Here is a 20790-nt window from a genome sequence, read left to right on the forward strand (position 1 = left end):
TTATCGGGACAGGGGCGAATCGACCTCTTCGCACTTGATCTCAGGCATCGATATCTGGCGCCACATGTGGATTTTGTCGAAGTAATCCTCGCCCACCCGCACCGCTAAAGGTTCAAGTCCGAACTGGATGAAGCCGCAGCGCTGGTACAACTTGAAGGCGGCCTCATTGCCGGCGGTAACGGTGAGCTGGATGAGTTTCAGTGCAGGATGGTTTTGCGCCTCGGCCAGTGCTGCTTGCACCAGCTCATGACCCCAACCGTGCTGACGAAAATCGGCCGACACATACATGCCAAACAGTGTTGCCTTGTGGCGAGCCTTTTCCCGCGCTTCGAAGGCCAGGCCAACGATGCCGGCCAACTTGCCTGCTTCGAACGCGCCCAGCAGCACATCGAGCTTGCTGGTCAATCGCCCCTCCCACCAACTCAACGGCATCATTGCCCGCTCCCGCACACTGGAGGTGAACGCCTGCGGATGGCAATCGTAGGCTTCAAGCATCAGCTCGCGGTAGGCCAGGGCATGACTGGCATCCAACCGTTCGATCCACATGCTCACGCCGTCCTGCGTTGTTCAAGCATCAGTCGCAACGCCAGCGCACCGAGGACAAACCCCATGAAGTAGCGCTGCGCCGCCAGCCAGGTCGGGTTGTGGACGAACCATGAGGCAATGCCTGCAGCGAACAGGGCGATCAGCAGGTTGACGCTGAAACTGACGCTGATCTGGGTCAGGCCCAGGATAATGCTCTGGGTGAACAGCGAACCGTGTTCCGGGCTGATGAACTGCGGAAACACCGACAAATAGAACACCGCGATCTTGGGGTTCAGGGCGCTGGTGAGAAAACCCATGGTGATCAACTTGCGTGTCGAGTCCGCTGGCAACTGCTGGGCCTCGAAGGGCGAACGCGCGCCCGGCTTCACGGCCTGCCAGGCGAGCCACAACAGGTACAGCGCACCGGCCCACTTCAATACTTCATAGGCCACAGGCACCGCCAGGAACACCGCCGTCAACCCGGCGGCCGCGGCGAACATGTGCACGAAGAACCCCGCCACCACCCCCAGCAAGGAGGTGACGCCGGCCTTGCGGCCCTGGCAGATCGAACGGGAGATCAGGTAGATCATGTTCGGGCCGGGCGTCAGTACCATCAGCAACGCGGCGGCGGCGAAAATCAACAGGTCCGGCAATGGAATCATGAGCGTCAGTCCTTGAGGCGTGAATCAGCAGGTAGCGAGAAGTGTCGCTCGATAAAACGGCAGGATCACCTCGCCTGTCAACGGTGCCAGCAAAAGATTGCTGTCGCCGGCCGGGTCGATCCAGCACACCTCTTCAATTTCGGCAGCCGGCGAAACCGGGGCGTCGATGCTCAGCAAAAACACCTCGGCCTGCACGACAAACCCCGGCTCGTTGGCCGCCGGAGCGCTGAATACGCCCAGGTAACGGGCCTGTGCCGGGTCGATCTGCAGCCCGAGCTCCTCCTCCAGCTCACGGGCCAGCGCCTGCACGGGCTGTTCATGGGCCTCGATCTTGCCGCCCGGCTGCATGAAGGCCCGGGTGCCGCGCTTGCGCACCAGCAGGGTTCGACCGTCCGGCCCGAGCAACAGGGCGGCGGCGATGCGGATGAGGGAAGTGGTCATGGGTGATCGAAGCCTTGGCCGGGAAAGTGACGGGGAGATTACAACGCGTAGGGGTGGGAGCAAAGCCTGGCGCTGGACTAAAAATCAGTGCAGTTCCTGTGGTCAGTTTCGACCGATTGGGGTTGGTGTGTATATCCGTTGCTGCGGTCACGGCGACTTAGGGTTCCGCCCTGACGGCGGGTCACTTTTGAAAAGCCCGGAAGCCGACCCAGTCAAAAGTAACCAAAGCGCTCCTGCCCCACCACTCGGTGCCTCGCCTAGGCTCGGCATGCCTGAACGAAGGCATTGCTCCGTGGGCCCACCGCGAAGGGCCATCCATGGCCCAGCGCGGTTAACGGGGCGCCGAGATCAACGTCCGCCGCGAGGCGGCCTAGTAGCCGGCCTGGCTCTTGCGGTCGTACACCTCATCAGATCTGTGGGAACCATCAGATCTGTGGGAGCAAAGCTTGCTCGCGAGGCGGCCTGACAGCCGACCTGGCTCTCCCGGTCGTACCCCGGTCCAATTGTGGAAGCGAGCCTTCTCGCTTCTGCGCGCGGTGTGGTCAGGGTTGTGTATTGACGTTATCCAGCATCCGATTCGCCAATAAAGCGCCCAGCTCGATCAGTTGCTGAATGCCAAGGGCAACATGGCGTCGCGAGCCTTTAAGGTCGAAGGCAAGGTCGCTGACCATGGCATCGGCTGAGGCCAGGGTTTCGCTTAGGTTGGCCAGCAGGCTTTCGGTGTCGACACCGTCCACGACGGTGAACAGTTGACCTGAAGGCTTTTTCTTTTTGGCTTGAGGCTTGGGGTCGAGATAATGGTCGATGGCGCGCTTGGCGGCTTCATCGAGTTCTTGGGGATCGGTTTCGGGGGGATTGGGTGTGGCTTTGAACATAGGGTGACACTCCGTCTACAGGTTGGAGCTGCCACGTTCGTTTCCAAGCGAGGGGTGGCAGCCGTACGCAGGTTGGAAAACCGGGGTAAACGAGCCCGACAGACCCGAAGGTCTCCCGCGCACAGCTGCCATAACGAAAGCATGGTCAAAAAACGACCGCAAGCATACGTCATGAAGGGCGCTTTCGCGCCGTCTACTTATCGGATTTCCAAGCCCGGCCGCTGAATTTGCAGCGACGGGAAAAGACTAGCGACAGCCCTTCCCACCCGGCAACCGCCAGAGTTCGTCGGAAAAATCTGCTGCAACCCGGAGGATTGTCCGACCATTCCCACAATCCTGGTGGGCTGTCAGGCCGCCATCGCGAGCAAGCTCGCTCCCACACAGGTTTTTGGTCGTTTATAAGATCCGTGTCCACCGCCGATCCCTGTGGGAGCCGAGCTTGCTCGCGATAGCAATGGGTCTGCTTGCATCCATGTTGAATGTGCCGCCGCCTTCGCGAGCAAGCTTTGCTCCCACAAATCTGACAGGTGTACGACCAGGAGAGCCAGGTCGGCTACTAGGCCGCCTCGCGAGCAAGCTTTGCTCCCACAGATCTGACAGGTGTACGACCAGGAGAGCCAGGTCGGCTACTAGGCCGCCTCGCGAGCAAGCTTTGCTCCCACAGATCTGACAGGTGTACGACCAAGAGAGCCAGGTCGGCTACTAGGCCGCCTCGCGAGCAAGCTTTGCTCCCACAGATCTGACAGGTGTACGACCAGGAGAGCCAGGTCGGCTACTAGGCCGCCTCGCGAGCAAGCTTTGCTCCCACAGATCTGACAGGTGTACGACCAGGAGAGCCAGGTCGGCTACTAGGCCGCCTCGCGAGCAAGCTTTGCTCCCACAGATCTGACAGGTGTACGACCAAGAGAGCCAGGCCGGCTACTAGGCCGCCTCGCGAGCAAGCTTTGCTCCCACAGATCTGACAGGTGTACGACCAAGAGAGCCAGGCCGGCTGTCAGGCCGCCTCGCTTTTGATCTTGATCTTGATCTCGGGCGCCCCGTTAACCACGATGGCCGAACGCAGGCATTGTGGAGTGGGCATCCCGGCATGGATGCCGGGATAGCCGCGCTGGGCCCAGAGTGTGTAAAAACAGAAAAAACATCGTCGGCACGTAGTGCCGACAGGTGTTGGCCAACTGATTAAAACCTGAAGGGTTCCTGTAGCTCCAAGCGGCCCCTACGAACGCTAGCAAGGCTTCATAGCTTGATTAACGGGGCAAAACGGCAGGCTTTCAGGCCGCCAGCGCCTTCATCAGACCCTGCGCACCAAGGATTTTCATCACTCTTTTCCAATTGTAAGCGAGCACATTCAAGCTCATTTCAGTGCTGACCCCAGCCAGCCGCCGTGTCAGAAAATGCGTCGCTCCCATCCATTGCTTCAGCGTCCCGAAGGGGTGCTCGACCGTTCGCTTGCGGATGTTCATCATCTGCGGCTCATTGTTCAGCCGGGCCTGCATTTCCTCCAGTAACGCCTCATGTTCCCAGCGCCGAATTTTTCGCTCTCTGGCCGGTGTGCATTGCGCCTTTATCGAACAGGCTCGGCAGTTGGAGTGCCAGTAAACGTCCAGCTTCTTGCCCTTGTCGACGTAAGAGTTGCGCCAGATCAGCACTTGCTTGGCGGGGCAGACGTAGACATCTTTGTCTGCGTCGTAAACAAACTCGTCATTGCCGAAACGGCCATCAAATTTGGCCCGCGAGCTCAGCGTTTTCGGCACATAAGCTGTGATCCCTGCCTCGTGACAGGCCAGGATTTCTACGCTTTTGTAATACCCTCGGTCCGCCACCACCGACAACGATTCGATTTGCATCGCCTCACGGGCCTGCTGGGCCATCGAGCTAAGCTGATCACGGTCGTGACCGACATTGGTCACCTCGTGCGCAACGATCAAATGGTGTTTGGTATCGACTGCTGTCTGCACGTTGTAGCCCACGATGCCATGACCGCTCGTCATCATCATCGAGCGCGCGTCCGGGTCGGTTAGCGAGATCTGTTTGTCCGGCGATGCTTCAAGCTGTATTTCAATCGCTTGGAGTGCCTTCATCTGCTCCTTCAATTTGGCGATTTTCTCTTCCAGGCCGCCTTTGGGCCCTGAAGACTTGGGCTCTTCCCGATCAGCCTCATCCAGGGCTTTCAGATAACGGGCAATGCTTGACTCGATGTCTTCCATCCGGCGCTTCAGCTTGGCGCTGGTAAAATTGCGGTCGCGGTTGTTCACCGCCTTGAATTTACTGCCATCGATGGCAACGAAATGCTCCGAGAACAGCCCCAATTGTTGACACAACACGACGAACTGCCGACAGACTCCTCGAATGGCCTTTCCGTTGTCTTTGCGGAAATTGGCGATGGTCTTGAAATCCGGCATCAGGCGACCGGTCAGCCACATCAGCTCGACGTTGCGCTGCGCCTCGCGCTCAAGGCGCCGGCTTGAATGGATACGGTTGAGATAGCCGTAGATGTAGATCTTCAGCATGACTGCAGGGTGGTAAGCCGGTCGGCCCGTTTTAGCGGGGACAGCGCTGTCAAAACCCAAGCTGATCAGGTCGAGCTCATCCACGAAGACATCGACAACGCGCACCGGATTGGTGTCGCTGACGTAGTCGTCCAAGCTCTCGGGGAGCAAGGTAGTTTGATCTCGGTGTTCACCTTGGATGAAGCGTTTCATGGGCAGCCCTTGCGATGAAGTCCTGGGGAATCATAGCAAGGGTTGGCTTCGGGGTTTTTACACACTCTGGGCCATGGATGGCCCTTCGCGGCGGGCCCACGGAGCAATGCCGGAGTGAGGGCATGCCGAGCCTAGGCGAGGCACCGAGTGGTGGGGCAGGAGCGCTTTGGTTACTTTCGCGCTTTTCGAAAGTGACCCGCCGTCAGGGCGGAACCCTAAGCCGCCGTTACCGCAGCAACGGATATGTACCCAACCCAATCCAATCCAACCCAGACCCCAGTCACCCCAAAATCGGCTTCGGCGCCGCAGGGTCGGCCTGCTCTTCGGGGATCTTGACGAACACGCTGTACCGCGCACCCTCCATCGATTCGAAGGCAATGAGTTTTTCGATCAACGGCCCGCTCAGGATTTTGCCGGCGTTGAGCAGCAACATACCGTTGTCGGCATTGAGGTTGCGCGCCAGAATCATCCCCGCGGTCAACTCGCGCGTGGTGGAGACTTGTACCGTCGGGTCCGACAGGGTCACGTCTTCCAGGTATTCGGCACACGCCTTGATGAAATCCTCGATCATATCCGGGTCATACAGCTTGCCAGCGTACTTGCGAATGTAGACCAGCGCTTCGTCGCTGTTCATCTGCCGCTCCAGGATCAACCCGCGCTGCAGCTCGATGAAGTCCACCGCCAGTTTCAACAGCCGCGCACCGAACGGAATGGCCTCGCCCCTGAGGTGCTCGGGGAAGCCGCTGCCGTCCCAACGCTCCTGGTGATGGCGAATGATCCGCGCCGCGTCCTTCATCGGGTCCAGGGTCATCAGCAGCGACTCACTCTGCTTCGGATAGGCCCGATAGAGATCCAGTTCGTTGTGGTGCAGCAAGTCGGCGGGCGTGACCATCATGTTGTCGGTCCAGCTCAGCTTGCCGATGTTGTAGAGCGCCGCGGCCATGGTCAGGTCGCGGTCGGTGGACTCATCGAGGAAATGCAGCCGGCTATAGACCCTGATCAACTCGATGATCTGCCGGTTGGTCTGCTTGGCCTTGGGCAGGCGCAGGTTGGCGATCAGCGAAAACACTTCGGTGCTGGTCACATAACTGCGCTTGAGCTCGTCATAGGCCAAATCGAGCATGTCGGCGGTCTGCTGCAGCTCGGAGGTGCGCGACGCCACGCGTTTTTCCAGGGTGGCGTTAAGAGTCTTGAGTTGCTGGTTCTGCTCGCGGTTCAGCGCTTCGAGGCGCTGGCGCTCGCTTTCGGAATGCTGGTGGGACAGGGCCTGGCGCAAGGCCTGCACCAGTTCCTCATCGTTCCAGGGCTTGCTGAGGTAGCGATAGAGCTGCCCCTCGTTGATGGCCTTGGTCATCATATCCACATCGGCATAACCGGTGAGCAGGATGCGCAAGGTCGATGGGTACAGCTTGCGGATCTCGGCCAGCAATGTGGCGCCATCCATGTTCGGCATGCGCGCATCGGTCATCACCAGGTCGACCGGCCGCTCCTTGAGAATTTCCAGGGCCTTGGCGCCACTGTCGGCCAGCAGGATCTCGTACGGCTGGCTGCGCAATAACCGACGCAGGCTATTGAGGATCGACTCTTCGTCATCGACCAACAGCACCGCTGGCTTTCTTACCGGAACATCCGGCGATTGATCTTCCATTTGAAACCCCCTCCTATTCACGACAACCGTTCTACCTTACCCCCGAAATACAGGCTAGTAGATTGAGAACATTTAGACACATTTGCCATCACTGACCGAGCGTATCCCGATGAGGCGACTATGCTGTATCCCATGAAGGGCCAAGTACAGGCCGAATACTCATGCCAGCGAAAGGGATATCAGATGTTTCCAGGGTTCTATAGTCAGCATCAAAACGGTGCACGGCCATGAGCCTGCCGTTGGATAAAACCAATCGGCGAATCCTGATCGTCGACGACACGCCGACTATCCATGAGGATTTTCGCAAGATCCTCAGCCCCGAGGCGAACACCCAGGACAGCCTGAGCAGCGCCGAACAAGCCCTGTTCGGCTCGCCTGTGGCGGTTTCCTGCATGAGTTTCGTGCTCGATTCGGCATTCCAGGGCATGGAAGCCTTGAACAAGGTCGAAACGGCACTGGCCCAGGGGCAACCCTTCGCCATGGCGTTCATCGACATGCGCATGCCGCCGGGCTGGGACGGCCTGGAAACCATCGAACGGCTGTGGCGCGCCGATCCCAAGCTGCAGGTGGCCCTGTGCACCGCTTACTCGGATTATTCCTGGGAAGACATCGCCGATCGCCTTGAACTGGGCGATCGCCTGCTCATCCTGAAAAAACCCTTCGACGCCATCGAGATCCGCCAGATGGCCAGCACCTTGACTGTCAAATGGCAGATGACCGAAGACGCGGCGCTGAAAATGGACATGCTCGAGCGCGCGGTCGAGGAACGCACTCGCGAACTGGCCGACGCCAACATCATCGTGCAGAACAGCCCGACCATTCTCTATCGCCTGCGGGGCGAGCCGCCGTTCGCATTGATGTACATCTCCCACAACATCACCAAGTTCGGCCATTCCGCAGCGCAACTGACCAATTCTCCGGACTGGGCGCAAACCCTGATCCACCCCGACGACCAGGAGAAGGTCCATGAGGCCATGGTCCGTGTCCTGGACCGCGACACCGCAGGGGCGTCCATCGAGTTCCGCATGCGCACCGGCGACGACACGTACCGCTGGGTAGAAAACCGCTACATCCCGGTGCGCAACGAGCAAGGCCTGTTGCTGGAAATAGAAGGCATCATCCTCGACATTACCGAGCGCAAGCTGGCCGAAGAGAAAATCGCCCTGCTGGCCCGCACCGACGGCCTGACCGGACTGGCCAACCGCGCCACCATGATCGAGCGCCTGCACCAGGCCTTCGCCGCCGCTCGTCGGGGTGCGGCGCCGTTTGCGATGTTCTACCTGGACCTGGACCACTTCAAACGGATCAACGACACCCTGGGTCACCCCATCGGCGACCTGTTGTTGCAGGAAGTTGCCAAGCGGATCAAGGGCTGCACCCGGGAAAACGACGTGGTGGCACGCCTGGGGGGCGACGAGTTCGCCATCCTGCAACTGGACGTCCATGAAGCGACCCATTGCGCCGCGCTGGCGGGCAAGATCCGCGATACGCTCGTGGCGCCCTATTCCCTGGACGGCAACGACGTGCGGATTTCGGTGAGCATCGGCATCGCCCTGTACACCCCGCAGAGCCTGAGTGCCGACAGCCTGATGGCGCAGTCCGACATGGCCCTGTACCGCTCCAAGGAAAAGGGCCGCAACCAGTACCATTTCCATAACGAGGAAATTAACCAGGAAGTCACCGACCGGGTCGCCCTCGCCAACGACCTGCGCCAAGCCATTGAAAACAACGAACTGCACCTGCACTACCTGCCGGAAGTCGACCTCGGCAGCGGCAAGATCCTCGGCATGGGCGTGCAAGTACGCTGGAACCATCCCCAACGTGGCTGGCTGGAACCGGCGGTCTTCATGCCCGCCGCCGAGAAAACCGGGATCATCATTGGCCTGGGGCACTGGGTGCTGGACCAGGCCTGCCAACAAATGCGCCAGTGGCGCGACCAGGGCATGGCGCCCCCGGTGATCGCCATCGACCTGTCCCTGACCCAGCTCAAGACCGGGCCGGAACTGATCTACGACGTGCTGCGCACCACCGCGCGCTGGGAACTGGCGCCTTGGGACCTGCGCTTCGACGTCACCGAAGCCACCCTGGCCCAGACCAAGTGGACCCACAACGACGTGCTGCCGCGCCTCTGCGAATTGGGCGTGCAGATCGCCATCGATGATTTCGGCACCGAGTACTCCTCGTTCGATTACCTCAAGACCTACCGGGTCAATCACCTCAAGCTTGCCCAGCGTTTCCTCGACAGCGCCAACGCCGACCCCGAAAACGCCACGACGTTGCGGGCGATCATCAACTTCGCCCGGGACGTGGGCATCGGGATCATTGCCGAGGGCGTCGAGACCCAGGAGCAACGCACCACGCTGATGTCCAGCGGCGGGGAGATGCAGGCCCAAGGGCATTACTTCAGCACCGTGGTCGACAGCGACCAGGCCGCCGAACTGCTCAAGGCCGGCACCATCATTCCGGCGACAGACCACTGGACCCGACCGGCGAGCCAGCTATCGGAGAGCAATCCATGAATCCAATGTCGGTACCTGCCAACCGGCGAATCCTGGTGGTGGACGACACGCCCGCGATCCACCAGGACTTTCGCAAGATCCTCAGCCCCAGCGCCGGCAGCGATGACTCACTGGACGACACCGAGAGCCTGCTGTTCGGCACCCCGCAGGTCAGCCGGCTGCAATTCCAGATCGACTCGGCCTACCAGGGCGAGGAGGCGCTGGAACTGGTCAAGCGCGCCCAGGCCGAAGGCCAGCCCTATGCGCTGGTGTTCGCCGACATGCGCATGCCTCCGGGCTGGGACGGCCTGCAAACCATCGAGGCGCTGTGGGAGGCCGACCCGCGCCTGCAAATCGCCCTGTGCACGGCGTTCTCGGACTACTCCTGGGAAACCATGTCCGAACGGATCGAGTTCGACGATCAGTTGCTGATCCTCAAGAAACCCTTCGACACCCTGGAAATCCGCCAGATGGCCAGCGCCATGACCTGGAAATGGCAGTTGGCCCAGGATGCGGCAAGAAAAATGCGCAGCCTGGAACGCACGATCGAAGAGCGCGTCCAGGAATTGCTCAAGGTGTCCCACCTGCTGCAATACGACGTGCTCACCGAGTTGCCCAACAGCATGTTGCTCGGCGACCGCCTGACCCAGGCCATGGCCCAGTGCCGCCGGCACGACCGGCAGCTGGCGGTGATGTTCATCGGCCTGGACCGCTTCAAGCGCATCAATAACGCGCTGGGCCATCCCGTGGGCGATGAAATGCTCAAGCGAGTGGCCCGGGCACTGGCGACCGTGGTGCGTGAATCCGATTCGGTGTTTCGCTACGGTTCCGATGAGTTCGTGGTGGTACTGGGAGATGTCGTCGACCCGCAACAGACCAAAGGCGTGGCCGACAAACTGCTGGCGGCTATCAGTTCCCCGCAACCCATCGACGGCCATGACCTGAGCGTCACCGCGAGCCTGGGCATCAGCGTGTACCCCACCGACGGTTTCGACGCCGTGGCGCTGATCAAGAAAGCCGAGACAGCGATGCGCAACGTCAAGGAAACCGGCCCCAACGACTACCGTTTTTTCACCGAAGACATGAACCGCCGGGCCCGACAGCAACAGACCATCGAATCCGGCCTGCGCCTGGGCCTGCAACGCAAGGAATTCGTGCTGCATTACCAACCCAAGCTCGACCTCAAGAGCGGCAAGGTGGTCGGTGTCGAGGCGCTGGTACGCTGGGACAGGCCGGATCATGGCCTGGTCTATCCCTCGGATTTCATTCCAGTGGCCGAGGACAGCGGCCTGATCGTTCCGCTCAGCCAATGGGTGTTGCAGGAAGCCTGCCAGCAGGCCTGTCGTTGGCAAGCCCAGGGCATGCGCCCGCTGTACCTGTCGGTGAACATCTCGGCCATCGATTTTCGCCAGCGCGGCTTCGTCGAAGGCATCGCCCGCACCCTCAAGGAAACCGGCCTGGCTCCGACACAGTTGGAACTGGAGATCACCGAAAGCGTCCTGATGCAGAACGTCGATACCACGGTCGCCATCCTCAAGGCCATCAAGCAGCTGGGGATTCGCCTGGCCATCGACGACTTCGGCACCGGCTATTCGAGCCTGAGCTACCTGCAGAAATTTCCGGTGGATGTGTTGAAGATCGACCAGTCGTTCGTCGGTGACCTGAGCATCGACAGCAACGACGCCAAGCTGGTGAGCACCATTATCAGCCTGGGCAAGAGCCTGAACCTGCACATCATTGCCGAAGGTGTGGAAACCCTCGAGCAGTTGGAATTTCTCAAGAAGCACCAATGCGAGGAGGTCCAGGGTTATTACTTCAGCAAGGCCGTCGAACCGCAGGCCTTCGCCGACTGGATGACCGAGTGGGAAAAACGCCAGAACCCGTTTTCGTGAACACCTGAGTGTTATCAACCAAAGTTTCAAGGAAAGCATCCCATGGCGTCACATGGACTGATTCTGGCTCTCGGCCTGCTCGTGGGATCAAGCGTGACCGCTCACGCCGAGCCACTGGACGAACCCCTCAAACCCCTGCCACCGGCTCCGGCCCTGGACCCCAAGCACGTCCAACTGGGGCTACGGCTGTTCAATGACCCGCGGCTGTCGGTCAACAACACCCTGTCCTGCGCCAGTTGCCATCGCCTGGACAGAGGCGGCGCCGACGACAAGCCGTTTTCCTTAGGCTTCGACGGCAAGCCGGTGGAGGTCAACACGCCCACCGTGTTCAATGCCGGCCTGAACTTCCACCAGTTCTGGGATGGACGCGTCGACACGTTGGAAGAACAGGTGCACATGGTCGTGACCAGCCCGGTGGAAATGGGCAGCACCTGGGAATCGGTCGTCAAGCGCATCGCCGATGACCCCGGCTATGCCAAGGACTTCAAGGACGCGTACCCCGATGGCGTGACCAAGCCCAATATCCAGGGCGCACTGGCCGATTACGAGCGCACCTTGCAGACACCCAATTCGCGCTTCGACCAATACCTGCTGGGCAATACCGACATCCTCACACCCCGGGAAAAGTTCGGTTACCAGCGCTTCAAGGAGTACGGCTGCATCGCCTGCCACCAAGGCGTGAACATCGGCGGCAACATGTTCCAGAAGTTCGGGGTCATGGGCGACTACATCAAGGACCGGGGCAACCCCACCCGAGCCGACGAAGGACGCTACAACATTACCGGCGACGAAGCCGACCGCCAGGTCTTCAAGGTGCCCAGCCTGCGCAACGTGGCCGTCACCGCCCCGTATTTCCATGACGCGTCGGCACCGACCCTGGAACGCGCGGTGGAGGTCATGTTCAAGTACCAACTGGGCCGCGAGCCTCTGAAAAACGATACGACCCTGATCGTCGAGTTCCTCAAGACCCTGACCGGCGAATCGGAGGGCAAGCCTCTATGACCACTCTCCGTCGCCTCGGTCTTGCATTCATCGGTCTGTTACTGGCTTCGGTCCTGCTGTTCATGTACGTCAATTCGGGGGCCCAGCAGGCCGCCTCGTACATTGAGTCCCGGGATCTGATCCGCCTGCTCAAACAGCAAGACGCCATTTGGGACAACGAGGTGCTCAAGTCGCGGATCGCCCTGACCCACAACTACGATCCCCTGGTCTCGCCCCTGCACGAAATGTCGCGCCTGTGGCAGCGTCTCGACGCCATCGAATCGGAGCCCGGGCGCCACAAACCGTCGCTCTGGGAAGTCCAGCGCGACGAGTACCTCAAGGCGATCAAGGAAAAAACCCGGCTGGTGGAACAGTTCAAGTCCCACAACGCGGTGCTGCGCAACTCCATGGCCTTCCTGCCCGCCGCCGAAGACGACATCCAGTCCCAATTCGCCCGGCTGGCTGACACCGAGCGGCTGCAGCTGCAAAACGTCGCCATCGATACCTATGACCTGTTGCTCAGCAGCATGGAGTTCGCCCAACTGAGCACCAGCGAGGTAGCCGCCGAGGTGCTGCTGGGCCTGAACCGGCTGGACGTCAACAAGGAGCGCATGCCCCAGGGGCTTCAAGGCCCCGTTGACATTCTGAGCAGGCACATCGCGCTGATCCTGCGCGAACAACCGCGGGTCAATGAGTTGTTACAGGCCATCGAAGCGATCCCCGTGGCCAGGCACCTGGACACCATTACCGACCTGTTGGAGAAAGACCAGAGCAAAGCCGCGGCCAAATACGAACGTAACCACATCTACCTGCTGGTATTCGCCACGTTCCTGGTATTGATACTGATCTGGCTGGCGATCCGGCTGGTACGCAGCTTCGCCGAGATCAAAAGGGTCAACAACGCCCTGCAAAGCGCCAACGATGAACTGGAACAGCGGGTTGAAGAACGGACCCGCCAGCTCAAGGACACCCAGAGCGAATTGATGGACACTGCCCGCCAGGCCGGCATGGCGGAAATCGCGACCAACGTGCTGCACAACGTCGGTAACGTGCTCAACAGCGTGAACATCTCCGCCGACCTGGTCAGCCGCAAACTGCGCAGCAGCAAGGCCCAGGGGCTGGGCAAGGCGATGCAACTGATCAACGAACACGCCGATGACCTCGGGCACTTTCTCACCGAAGACGCCAAAGGCAAGCTGCTGCCCGGTTACCTCAACCAACTGGTCGAGGCCATCGCGCTCGAGCAACAGGGCCTGACCGACGAACTGGCCCAGTTGAGCAAGAGCGTGGACCACATCAAGGACATCGTCTCCACCCAGCAATCCTATGCCGGGGCCAACAGCCTGCTGGAACCCTTGGTAGTCAGCGAGCTGCTTGAAGATGCCCTGCGCATGAACTCGGGCGCCCTGACCCGTCACCATGTTACGGTGATCAAGGAATACGGCGAAGTGCCGCGGATCATGGGCGACAAGCACCGCTTGCTGTTGATCCTGATCAACCTGATCAGTAATGCCAAATACGCCATGGCGGGGGTTTCCAATCATGCGCGTAACATGACCCTGAAGGCCGCCGTCATCGATGGCCAGACCCTGCAAATCAGCGTCAAGGACGAAGGCGAAGGTATCCCGGAGGAAAACATGACGCGCATCTTCGCCCACGGTTTTACCACGCGTAAGGAAGGCCACGGCTTTGGCCTGCACAGCTGCGCATTGGCGGCCATTGAAATGGAAGGCCGCCTCACCGCCCACAGTGAGGGGCCAGGCAGGGGGGCGACGTTCCAACTGCAACTGCCCCTGAAACTTGCAGAAGGTGAGCCATGAATAGCATGAGTAACCGCCGCATCCTGTTGATCGACGATACACCCGCCATTCATGAAGATTTCCGCAAGATCCTCACCCCGGAGGATGACAGCAACGCTGACTTGCTGGACATGGAAAGCGCGCTGTTCGGCGATGCGCCAAAACCTGCCGCCACCGTGTTCGAACTCGACTCGGCCTATGGCGGGCAGGAAGGCTTGAACAAATTGCTGGAGGCAACGGCAAAAGGGCGACCTTATGCCCTGGCCTTTGTCGACATGCGCATGCCCGAAGGTTGGGATGGCGCCAAGACCATCGAAGAACTCTGGAAGCGCGACCCGCAGTTGCAAGTGGTGGTCTGCACCGCGTATTCGGATTATTCCTGGGATGAACTGCTCGACCGCCTGAACGGCCACGACCGTTTGCTGATCCTGAAAAAGCCGTTCGACAACATCGAAGTCCAGCAGATGGCCAACACCCTGACCACCAAATGGGAAATGACCTCCCGTGCGCAACTGAAAATGAACAAGCTCGAAGACCTGGTGGAACAACGCACCCAGGCGTTCAAACAGGCCAGCGAGCTGCTGCAAATGGAAATCGACGAACGCAAGATGTTGGAAACCCAACTGGTGCAATCGGAAAAGCTCGCCTCGCTGGGCCAGTTGGCGGCTGGGGTGGCCCACGAAATCAACAACCCGATCGGCTTCATTTCTTCCAACCTGGGGGCATTGGACGGCTACTTCGGCAAACTCCAGGAAATGCTCAGCGCCTACGGCAGCGCCGAGGGGGCCATCGCCTCGCCGGAGCTGGTGGTGCAATTGCGCAAGCTGCGCGAACAGGTGGAGCTGGACTTTCTCGTCGAGGACATCCCGTTGCTGATCAAGGAGTCCAAGGATGGCATCGGCCGCGTCGGACAAATCGTCAAGGACCTGAAGGACTTCTCTCGCGTCGATTCCAGCCAGGAATGGCAGATGGCCAATTTGCAGCAGGGCATGGATTCGACGTTGAACATCGTCGCCAATGAAATCAAGTACAAGGCCGACGTGGTCAAGGAGTACACGCCGTTGCCGGAGGTGGAATGCCTGCCGTCGCAGATCAACCAGGTGATCATGAACCTGATCGTCAACGCCGCCCAGGCCATCGGCCCCGAGCGCGGCACCATCACCCTGCGCAACGGCGTCGGTGATGAAACCGTATGGATCGAAGTCGCCGACAACGGCTCGGGCATCCCCCCCGATACCCTGCAGAAAATCTTCGACCCGTTCTTCACCACCAAACCCATCGGCCAGGGCACAGGGCTCGGGCTGTCGTTGTCCTACGGCATCGTGAAAAAACACAACGGCGAGATCACGGTACGCAGCGAAGTCGGCGTCGGCACCACCTTCCGCGTGGAATTGCCGGTGCGGCAGATGAAGCAAGCGAGCTGAGCAACGCCTCTGTGAATCTGTGAATCTGTGGGAGCAAGGCTTGCCCGCGATGGGGACGACTCGGTATTGCAGAAACCGAGGCGCCTGTATCGCGAGCAAGCTTTGCTCCCACAGCTTTAATGCCACAGCTTTAATCCCACATACCCTTGCTCCCACAACAATCCCCTCGCCACAGGGTTGCCCGCCGTTTCGTCGCCGGCGCAGAATGCCTGCGCTACCCTCCCTCCCAAGGAAACCGTATGAGCCTGTCTCTGCTGAGTCGTTACGCCTTCTTTGCCGGCTGTATCATCTTCACCCTCGCCAGCCTGCCGTTCCTGCAACACGACTGGCTTTGGCCGATCACGCTGGTGACCGGGCTGTTGAGCCTGCTGGGGTTGTTCGACTTGCTGCAAAGCCGCCATGCCGTACGGCGCAACTACCCGATCCTGGGCAACATCCGCTACCTGGTCGAAGGCATCCGCCCGGAGATCCGCCAGTACCTGCTCGAATCCGACAGCGATGCCCTGCCCTTCTCCCGGGCCCAGCGCTCGCTGGTGTATTCCCGGGCCAAGAACGAAAGCGCCGACAAGCCGTTCGGCACCTTGATCGACGTCTACCAGACCGGCTTCGAATTCATCGGCCATTCCATGCGCCCGGCACCGTTGAGCGATCCCAGCGGTTTTCGCGTGGCGGTCGGCGGCCCGCAATGCACCCAGCCGTACTCGGCGTCGGTGTTCAACATCTCGGCCATGAGCTTCGGTTCCCTTAGCGCCAACGCCATCCGGGCGTTGAACCAGGGGGCCAAGCTCGGCAATTTCGCCCACGACACCGGTGAAGGCAGCATCAGCCCCTACCACCGCGAACACGGTGGCGACCTGACCTGGGAACTGGGCAGCGGCTATTTCGGCTGTCGCACCTCCGACGGACGCTTCGACCCGGAGCGCTTCGCCGCCCAGGCGCAGAACCCGCAGGTGCGGATGATTGAAATCAAGATGAGCCAGGGCGCCAAACCCGGTCATGGCGGGATCTTGCCCAAGCACAAGGTCACCCGGGAAATTGCCGAGACCCGAGGCATCCTCATGGGCGAGGATTGTGTTTCGCCGTCACGTCACAGCGCGTTTTCCACCCCGATCGAACTGATGCAATTCGTCCAGCAACTGCGCGAACTGTCCGGCGGCAAACCGGTGGGCTTCAAGTTCTGCCTGGGTCACCCCTGGGAGTTCATGGGTATCGCCAAGGCCATGCTGGAAACCGGGATCCTGCCCGACTTCATCGTGGTCGACGGCAAGGAAGGCGGCACGGGCGCGGCGCCAGTGGAATTCACCGACCACATCGGTGTGCCGTTGCGCGAGGGCCTTTTGTTCGTGCACAACACCCTGGTGGGCCTGAACCTGCGAGACAAGATCAAGCTCGGCGCCAGCGGCAAGATCGTCAGCGCCTTCGACATCGCCAGCGTCCTGGCCATCGGTGCCGACTGGGCCAACGCCGCGCGTGGCTTCATGTTCGCCATCGGCTGCATCCAGTCTCAAAGCTGCCACACCAACAAATGCCCCACCGGCGTCGCCACCCAGGACACCCTGCGCCAGCGCGCCCTGGTCGTCCCGGATAAAGCCCAGCGGGTCTACAACTTCCACCGCAACACCCTCAAGGCTCTGGCCGAAATGCTCGCCGCCGCCGGGCTTGAGCATCCGTCACAGTTGCAGCCCAAGCACCTGGTACGGCGTATGTCGGCCACTGAGGTGAAGTTGTTCTCCCAACTACACGTCTTCTTGAAGCCGGGGGAACTGCTGACCGGAGAGGTCAATGGGGCATTTTATTCGCGGATGTGGCAGATGGCGCGGGCGGACAGTTTTGAGCCGCGGGAGGTGGTGGCTGCGTAATGGTCACTGGATTGCCAGCCTCATCTGGGGCTGGTGTCGTTTTAAGGGTAAACAGGGAAGCAACCATCGCCCCATCCCTAAGAGTAAGGGTGTTTTCCCAATCTTTTTCCAATAGCGGCCTGATGTCAGATAAAGATTTCGCCGCCACCCACCAGACCCTGTTTCCATGACATTTAAGTACCTGAGGATTGTTGAAATAAACCCACTTGGAACCCTCAGAAATCAGGGCATAGCCACTACGGTCAAAAACTTCTAGAGCAGTGCTGGGAGGTAAGCGAATGTAAAGCTTCGGTCGTATGCCGGTCTGATTGTAATAACTGAATGGCAAGTACCAGATCAAAGACTCCAGCACGATTTCGTCGCCTGGTCGAACGGCTTCCTGGAGTTTAGCGGCCAGTACATCGAGCCTGAAATCCCTCCGCAAATCGGTACCATTCAAGCCATCCTCTTGTCTATGTACCGATTGCAAACCCCGTACTTCCGCTGCCAGCACAATCATTCCGGCCAAAACCAAAACCTCAGGTCGTCGTGCCAATCTATCCAGCGCTACAGCGACGACGAAAGGCATTCCAACCGCCGCAAATACCAGATAGCGAGGAACAAACATCGGAATAACTAGTGCCACCAGCGCAAGAATGACAGTAGGGATAAAAAAATAGCCAGCCAATAAGCCGCTGAAACGAAGCTGGGCCTTATCGTTCCAAACCAACATTGCCGCACATAATGCAACTCCTATCAAAGGTAGCGCACACACAAGCAACGATTGCGCCTGCCACCCGTTCATCAAAATGAACTGCCAAACGAGACTCAGCAACGCCTGCATTGTGATGGGCGGTATCCAATTGAGCACATACCTGGCATATAGCTGATCGGTGAAATGAGGTAGCCAAGGCAGGAATAGCATCACGATGAGACCATTGACCAACATCCAGGACCGCACAGGTAGCACGGTTTGGTATTTCCCCGGACGTCCCCACCACCAATAAAACCAATGAACGAGCACGCACAGCGCAGCAAAGTAGTGAGTATAGAAAGCGGCCGTCATCAACAGCACATAGATAATCGGGAAACGCTTTTTTTCCGGATCTTTAACCCAGCACACCAATGCGACGGTTGCCCCCATCAGCCAAAACCCGAGCAAGGTGTACATGCGCGCTTCCTGGCTGTAACGGACCGAGATCGGCAGCAACGCCAATAGCAACGCAGCCATCAAGGTAGCTCTTCGCGTGGCAACCAGACTCATCAACTTGATGCTCAGCAAGACCGTACCCACGTCTGCTATCACACTAAGCGACCTTACGGCCAAGGCTCCATCGCCAAACAGAATCATCCAATAGTGCAGCACAAGGTAATAAAGAGGCGGGTGAACATCTCGCGCCGTAATAGACCAGATCTGCCACGGCTCATGTCTGGCAAGCAGTACGCTGAAAGCTTCGTCATACCAGATGGCAGGCAGCGTGATTCCGTGAAATCGCACGGCTAGCGCAAGAACCGTCACAGCGACCAACGCTGAGCGGTCCAGCCCAATCAGTGAGTTGCTGAGAAAACCGCTCGATAACGTTTTCACGGGTGCTCCCGACCCAGCAGGCCCTTGCCTGGCGCCGTTCAATCTATGTTCTGTGCCTGCACTGGGTCTACTGTAAGAACTAACAGGAGTTTGACTGCGCCGCAGGCACAAAAGCTCATGAACAATTGGGGAGGTTTCGAAGGCCTCAACAAAAAAGCCCCGATCATCCGACCGAGGCTCTGTTTACATCGCGGTTAACCTACGAAGCTGAACGCACCGAACCCTGCACATCACCTGTCGGCTGCAACTTGAAGGTATAAAACAGCCCCGTCAGCAGCACCAGGAACGCCGGGCCGACATACAACGCCACGCGGGTGTCCGGGAAGTACGCCATCAGGCCCACCACCAGCACCAGGAAGGCCAGCGCCAGGTACGAGCTGACCGGGTACAGCCACATGCGGTATTTCAGGGCCGCACGCTCTGAAGCGCTGAGGCTTTTGCGGAACTTGAGCTGGGCCAGCAGGATCATCACCCAGGTCCAGATCGCGCCGAACGTGGCAATCGACGTCACCCAGACGAAGACTTTCTCCGGCACCAGGTAGTTGAGCAGCACGCCCAGCAGCAATGCGGCGATGGACAGCAGCAATGCGCGGCGCGGTACGCCGTTGGCCGAGGTCTTGGCGAAACCGGCCGGGGCCTGGCCATTCTGCGCCAGGCTGTAGAGCATCCGCCCGGTGCTGAAGATCCCGCCGTTGCAGGACGACAGCGCGGCGGTGATCACCACGAAATTGATGATGCCGGCGGCGGTCTTGATGCCCAGGCGCTCGAAGGTCATCACGAACGGGCTGCCCTGGGTGCCGATCTCGTTCCACGGGTAGATCGACAGGATCACGAACAGCGCGCCGACGTAGAACAGCAGGATTCGCCAGAACACCGAGCCGATGGCGTTGGGAATGGTTTTCTGCGGGTTCTTCGCCTCACCGGCGGTCAGGCCGATCATCTCCACGCCCAGATACGCGAACATCACCATTTGCAGGGACATCAACACGCCAGACACGCCGTTGGGCATGAAGCCGCCGTGGGCCCAGAGGTTGGAAATGCCCAGGGCCACGCCGTCGTTGCCGAAGCCGAAGGCGATGATGCCGACACCACCGATGACCATGGCGATGATGGTGACGATCTTGATCAGGGCGAACCAGAATTCGAACTCACCGAAGGCCTTGACCGCGATCAGGTTGATCGACCCCATGCTGACCAGCGCCGCCAGGGCCCAGATCCAGCGGGGCACATCAGGGAACCAGATGCCCATGTACACCGCTACCGCGGTGATTTCCGCCACGCAGGTCACCAGCCACAGGAACCAGTAGTTCCAACCGGTCAGGAAGCCTGCCAGCGGGCCGAGGTAGTCCTGGGCATAGCGGCTGAACGAACCGGCCACCGGGTTGTGCACGGCCATTTCGCCGAGGGCGCGCATGATCACCAGGATCGCCAGGCCGCCAATGATGTAGGACAGCATGATCGCCGGACCGGCCATTTCAATAGCCTTGGCCGAGCCGAGGAACAACCCGACACCGATGCAGGCGCCGAGCGCCATCAGGCGGATATGCCGCTCACCGAGTTCACGTTTGAGCGGACCACCCTGGGTGGTCTCGCCATGGGGCAGATGATTGCCGACAGGCATAGGGATACAACCTCGTCTTGTTATTGGATTAGCCACCGAGTGTCCAAAGCGACAGGCCGGTGAGCCTGCCGCCTTGCCGAAACCGGGTCTGTCTTGTGGGCAGACCGTCCTGTGGAACGACAACCTCAGGATCAGCGGGCCATGCAGTATAAAAAGCCAGGGATAGAGAGTTTCACTGTAAAACCTGGGAAATTCAGGGATAAGCCTGCGTCGGAAGTGGCTTTTGGAGAGGCGTTGTCTGGGATTTCAGGTCATACGGAAACGGCGCCGAGTATTGCACAGCATTGGTGCAGCGT

The 20790-nt window shown here is 59.7% G+C and carries 14 protein-coding genes; 6 read left to right on the top strand and 8 right to left on the bottom strand.

The features are described from left to right. The 6 genes from KI235_RS24095 to KI235_RS24120 all read right to left on the bottom strand — a co-directional run bounded on the left by KI235_RS24095 (position 1) and on the right by KI235_RS24120 (position 6853). Positions 1-546 (bottom strand): GNAT family N-acetyltransferase, encoded by a 546-nt coding sequence (locus KI235_RS24095; RefSeq protein ID WP_003205171.1) that lies wholly within the window; start codon positions 544-546, stop codon positions 1-3. 2 nt (positions 547-548) lie between these two features. Next, entirely contained in the window at positions 549-1187 is a 639-nt protein-coding gene (locus tag KI235_RS24100; protein WP_003205173.1) for a LysE family translocator, read from the bottom strand. Positions 1188-1211: 24 nt separating this feature from the next. After that, positions 1212-1628, bottom strand: a complete 417-nt coding sequence (locus tag KI235_RS24105) for an NUDIX domain-containing protein (RefSeq protein WP_003205175.1) — start codon at positions 1626-1628, stop codon at positions 1212-1214. Positions 1629-2170: 542 nt separating this feature from the next. Beyond that, positions 2171-2503 carry a DUF6124 family protein gene (locus tag KI235_RS24110; RefSeq protein ID WP_003205177.1) on the bottom strand — a complete coding sequence of 111 codons (333 nt, stop codon included), beginning with the start codon at positions 2501-2503 and terminating at the stop codon, positions 2171-2173. Positions 2504-3774: 1271 nt separating this feature from the next. After that, on the bottom strand, positions 3775-5205 hold the full coding sequence (locus KI235_RS24115; protein WP_212795278.1) for an IS1182 family transposase: 1431 nt from the start codon (positions 5203-5205) through the stop codon (positions 3775-3777). Between the two features lie 280 nt (positions 5206-5485). Next, positions 5486-6853 carry an HD domain-containing phosphohydrolase gene (locus KI235_RS24120; protein ID WP_003205181.1) on the bottom strand — a complete coding sequence of 456 codons (1368 nt, stop codon included), beginning with the start codon at positions 6851-6853 and terminating at the stop codon, positions 5486-5488. Between the two features lie 227 nt (positions 6854-7080). Between KI235_RS24120 and KI235_RS24125 the strand changes: the two genes are divergently transcribed. The 6 genes from KI235_RS24125 (at position 7081) to KI235_RS24150 (ending at position 17306) form a co-directional block, all read left to right on the top strand. Beyond that, positions 7081-9372, top strand: a complete 2292-nt coding sequence (locus KI235_RS24125) for an EAL domain-containing protein (protein ID WP_003205183.1) — start codon at positions 7081-7083, stop codon at positions 9370-9372. Beyond that, positions 9369-11243, top strand: a complete 1875-nt coding sequence (locus KI235_RS24130) for a GGDEF and EAL domain-containing protein (protein WP_060614112.1) — start codon at positions 9369-9371, stop codon at positions 11241-11243. Before KI235_RS24125 ends, KI235_RS24130 begins: the two co-directional genes overlap by 4 nt. 42 nt (positions 11244-11285) lie before the next feature. Beyond that, positions 11286-12245, top strand: a complete 960-nt coding sequence (locus KI235_RS24135; protein ID WP_013694136.1) for a cytochrome c peroxidase — start codon at positions 11286-11288, stop codon at positions 12243-12245. Further along, on the top strand, positions 12242-14044 hold the full coding sequence (locus KI235_RS24140) for a DAHL domain-containing protein (protein WP_013694137.1): 1803 nt from the start codon (positions 12242-12244) through the stop codon (positions 14042-14044). The genes KI235_RS24135 and KI235_RS24140 overlap by 4 nt, the downstream gene beginning before the upstream one ends. Continuing rightward, positions 14041-15447 (top strand): ATP-binding protein, encoded by a 1407-nt coding sequence (locus tag KI235_RS24145; RefSeq protein WP_003205192.1) that lies wholly within the window; start codon positions 14041-14043, stop codon positions 15445-15447. The genes KI235_RS24140 and KI235_RS24145 overlap by 4 nt, the downstream gene beginning before the upstream one ends. Positions 15448-15686: 239 nt before the next feature. Next, on the top strand, positions 15687-17306 hold the full coding sequence (locus KI235_RS24150) for an FMN-binding glutamate synthase family protein (protein WP_013694138.1): 1620 nt from the start codon (positions 15687-15689) through the stop codon (positions 17304-17306). On the opposite strand, the gene KI235_RS24155 is transcribed toward KI235_RS24150, so the two are convergent. Then, positions 17227-18873 carry a glycosyltransferase family 39 protein gene (locus tag KI235_RS24155; protein ID WP_244864267.1) on the bottom strand — a complete coding sequence of 549 codons (1647 nt, stop codon included), beginning with the start codon at positions 18871-18873 and terminating at the stop codon, positions 17227-17229. The genes KI235_RS24150 and KI235_RS24155 overlap by 80 nt on opposite strands. Positions 18874-19072: 199 nt before the next feature. Next, complete coding sequence (locus tag KI235_RS24160) at positions 19073-20494, bottom strand: amino acid permease (protein ID WP_003205197.1); 1422 nt, start codon at positions 20492-20494, stop codon at positions 19073-19075. Positions 20495-20790 lie beyond the last annotated feature (296 nt).

Origin of the sequence: Pseudomonas sp. St386 (assembly GCF_018325865.1) — a bacterium.
GTDB lineage: Bacteria > Pseudomonadota > Gammaproteobacteria > Pseudomonadales > Pseudomonadaceae > Aquipseudomonas > Aquipseudomonas brassicacearum.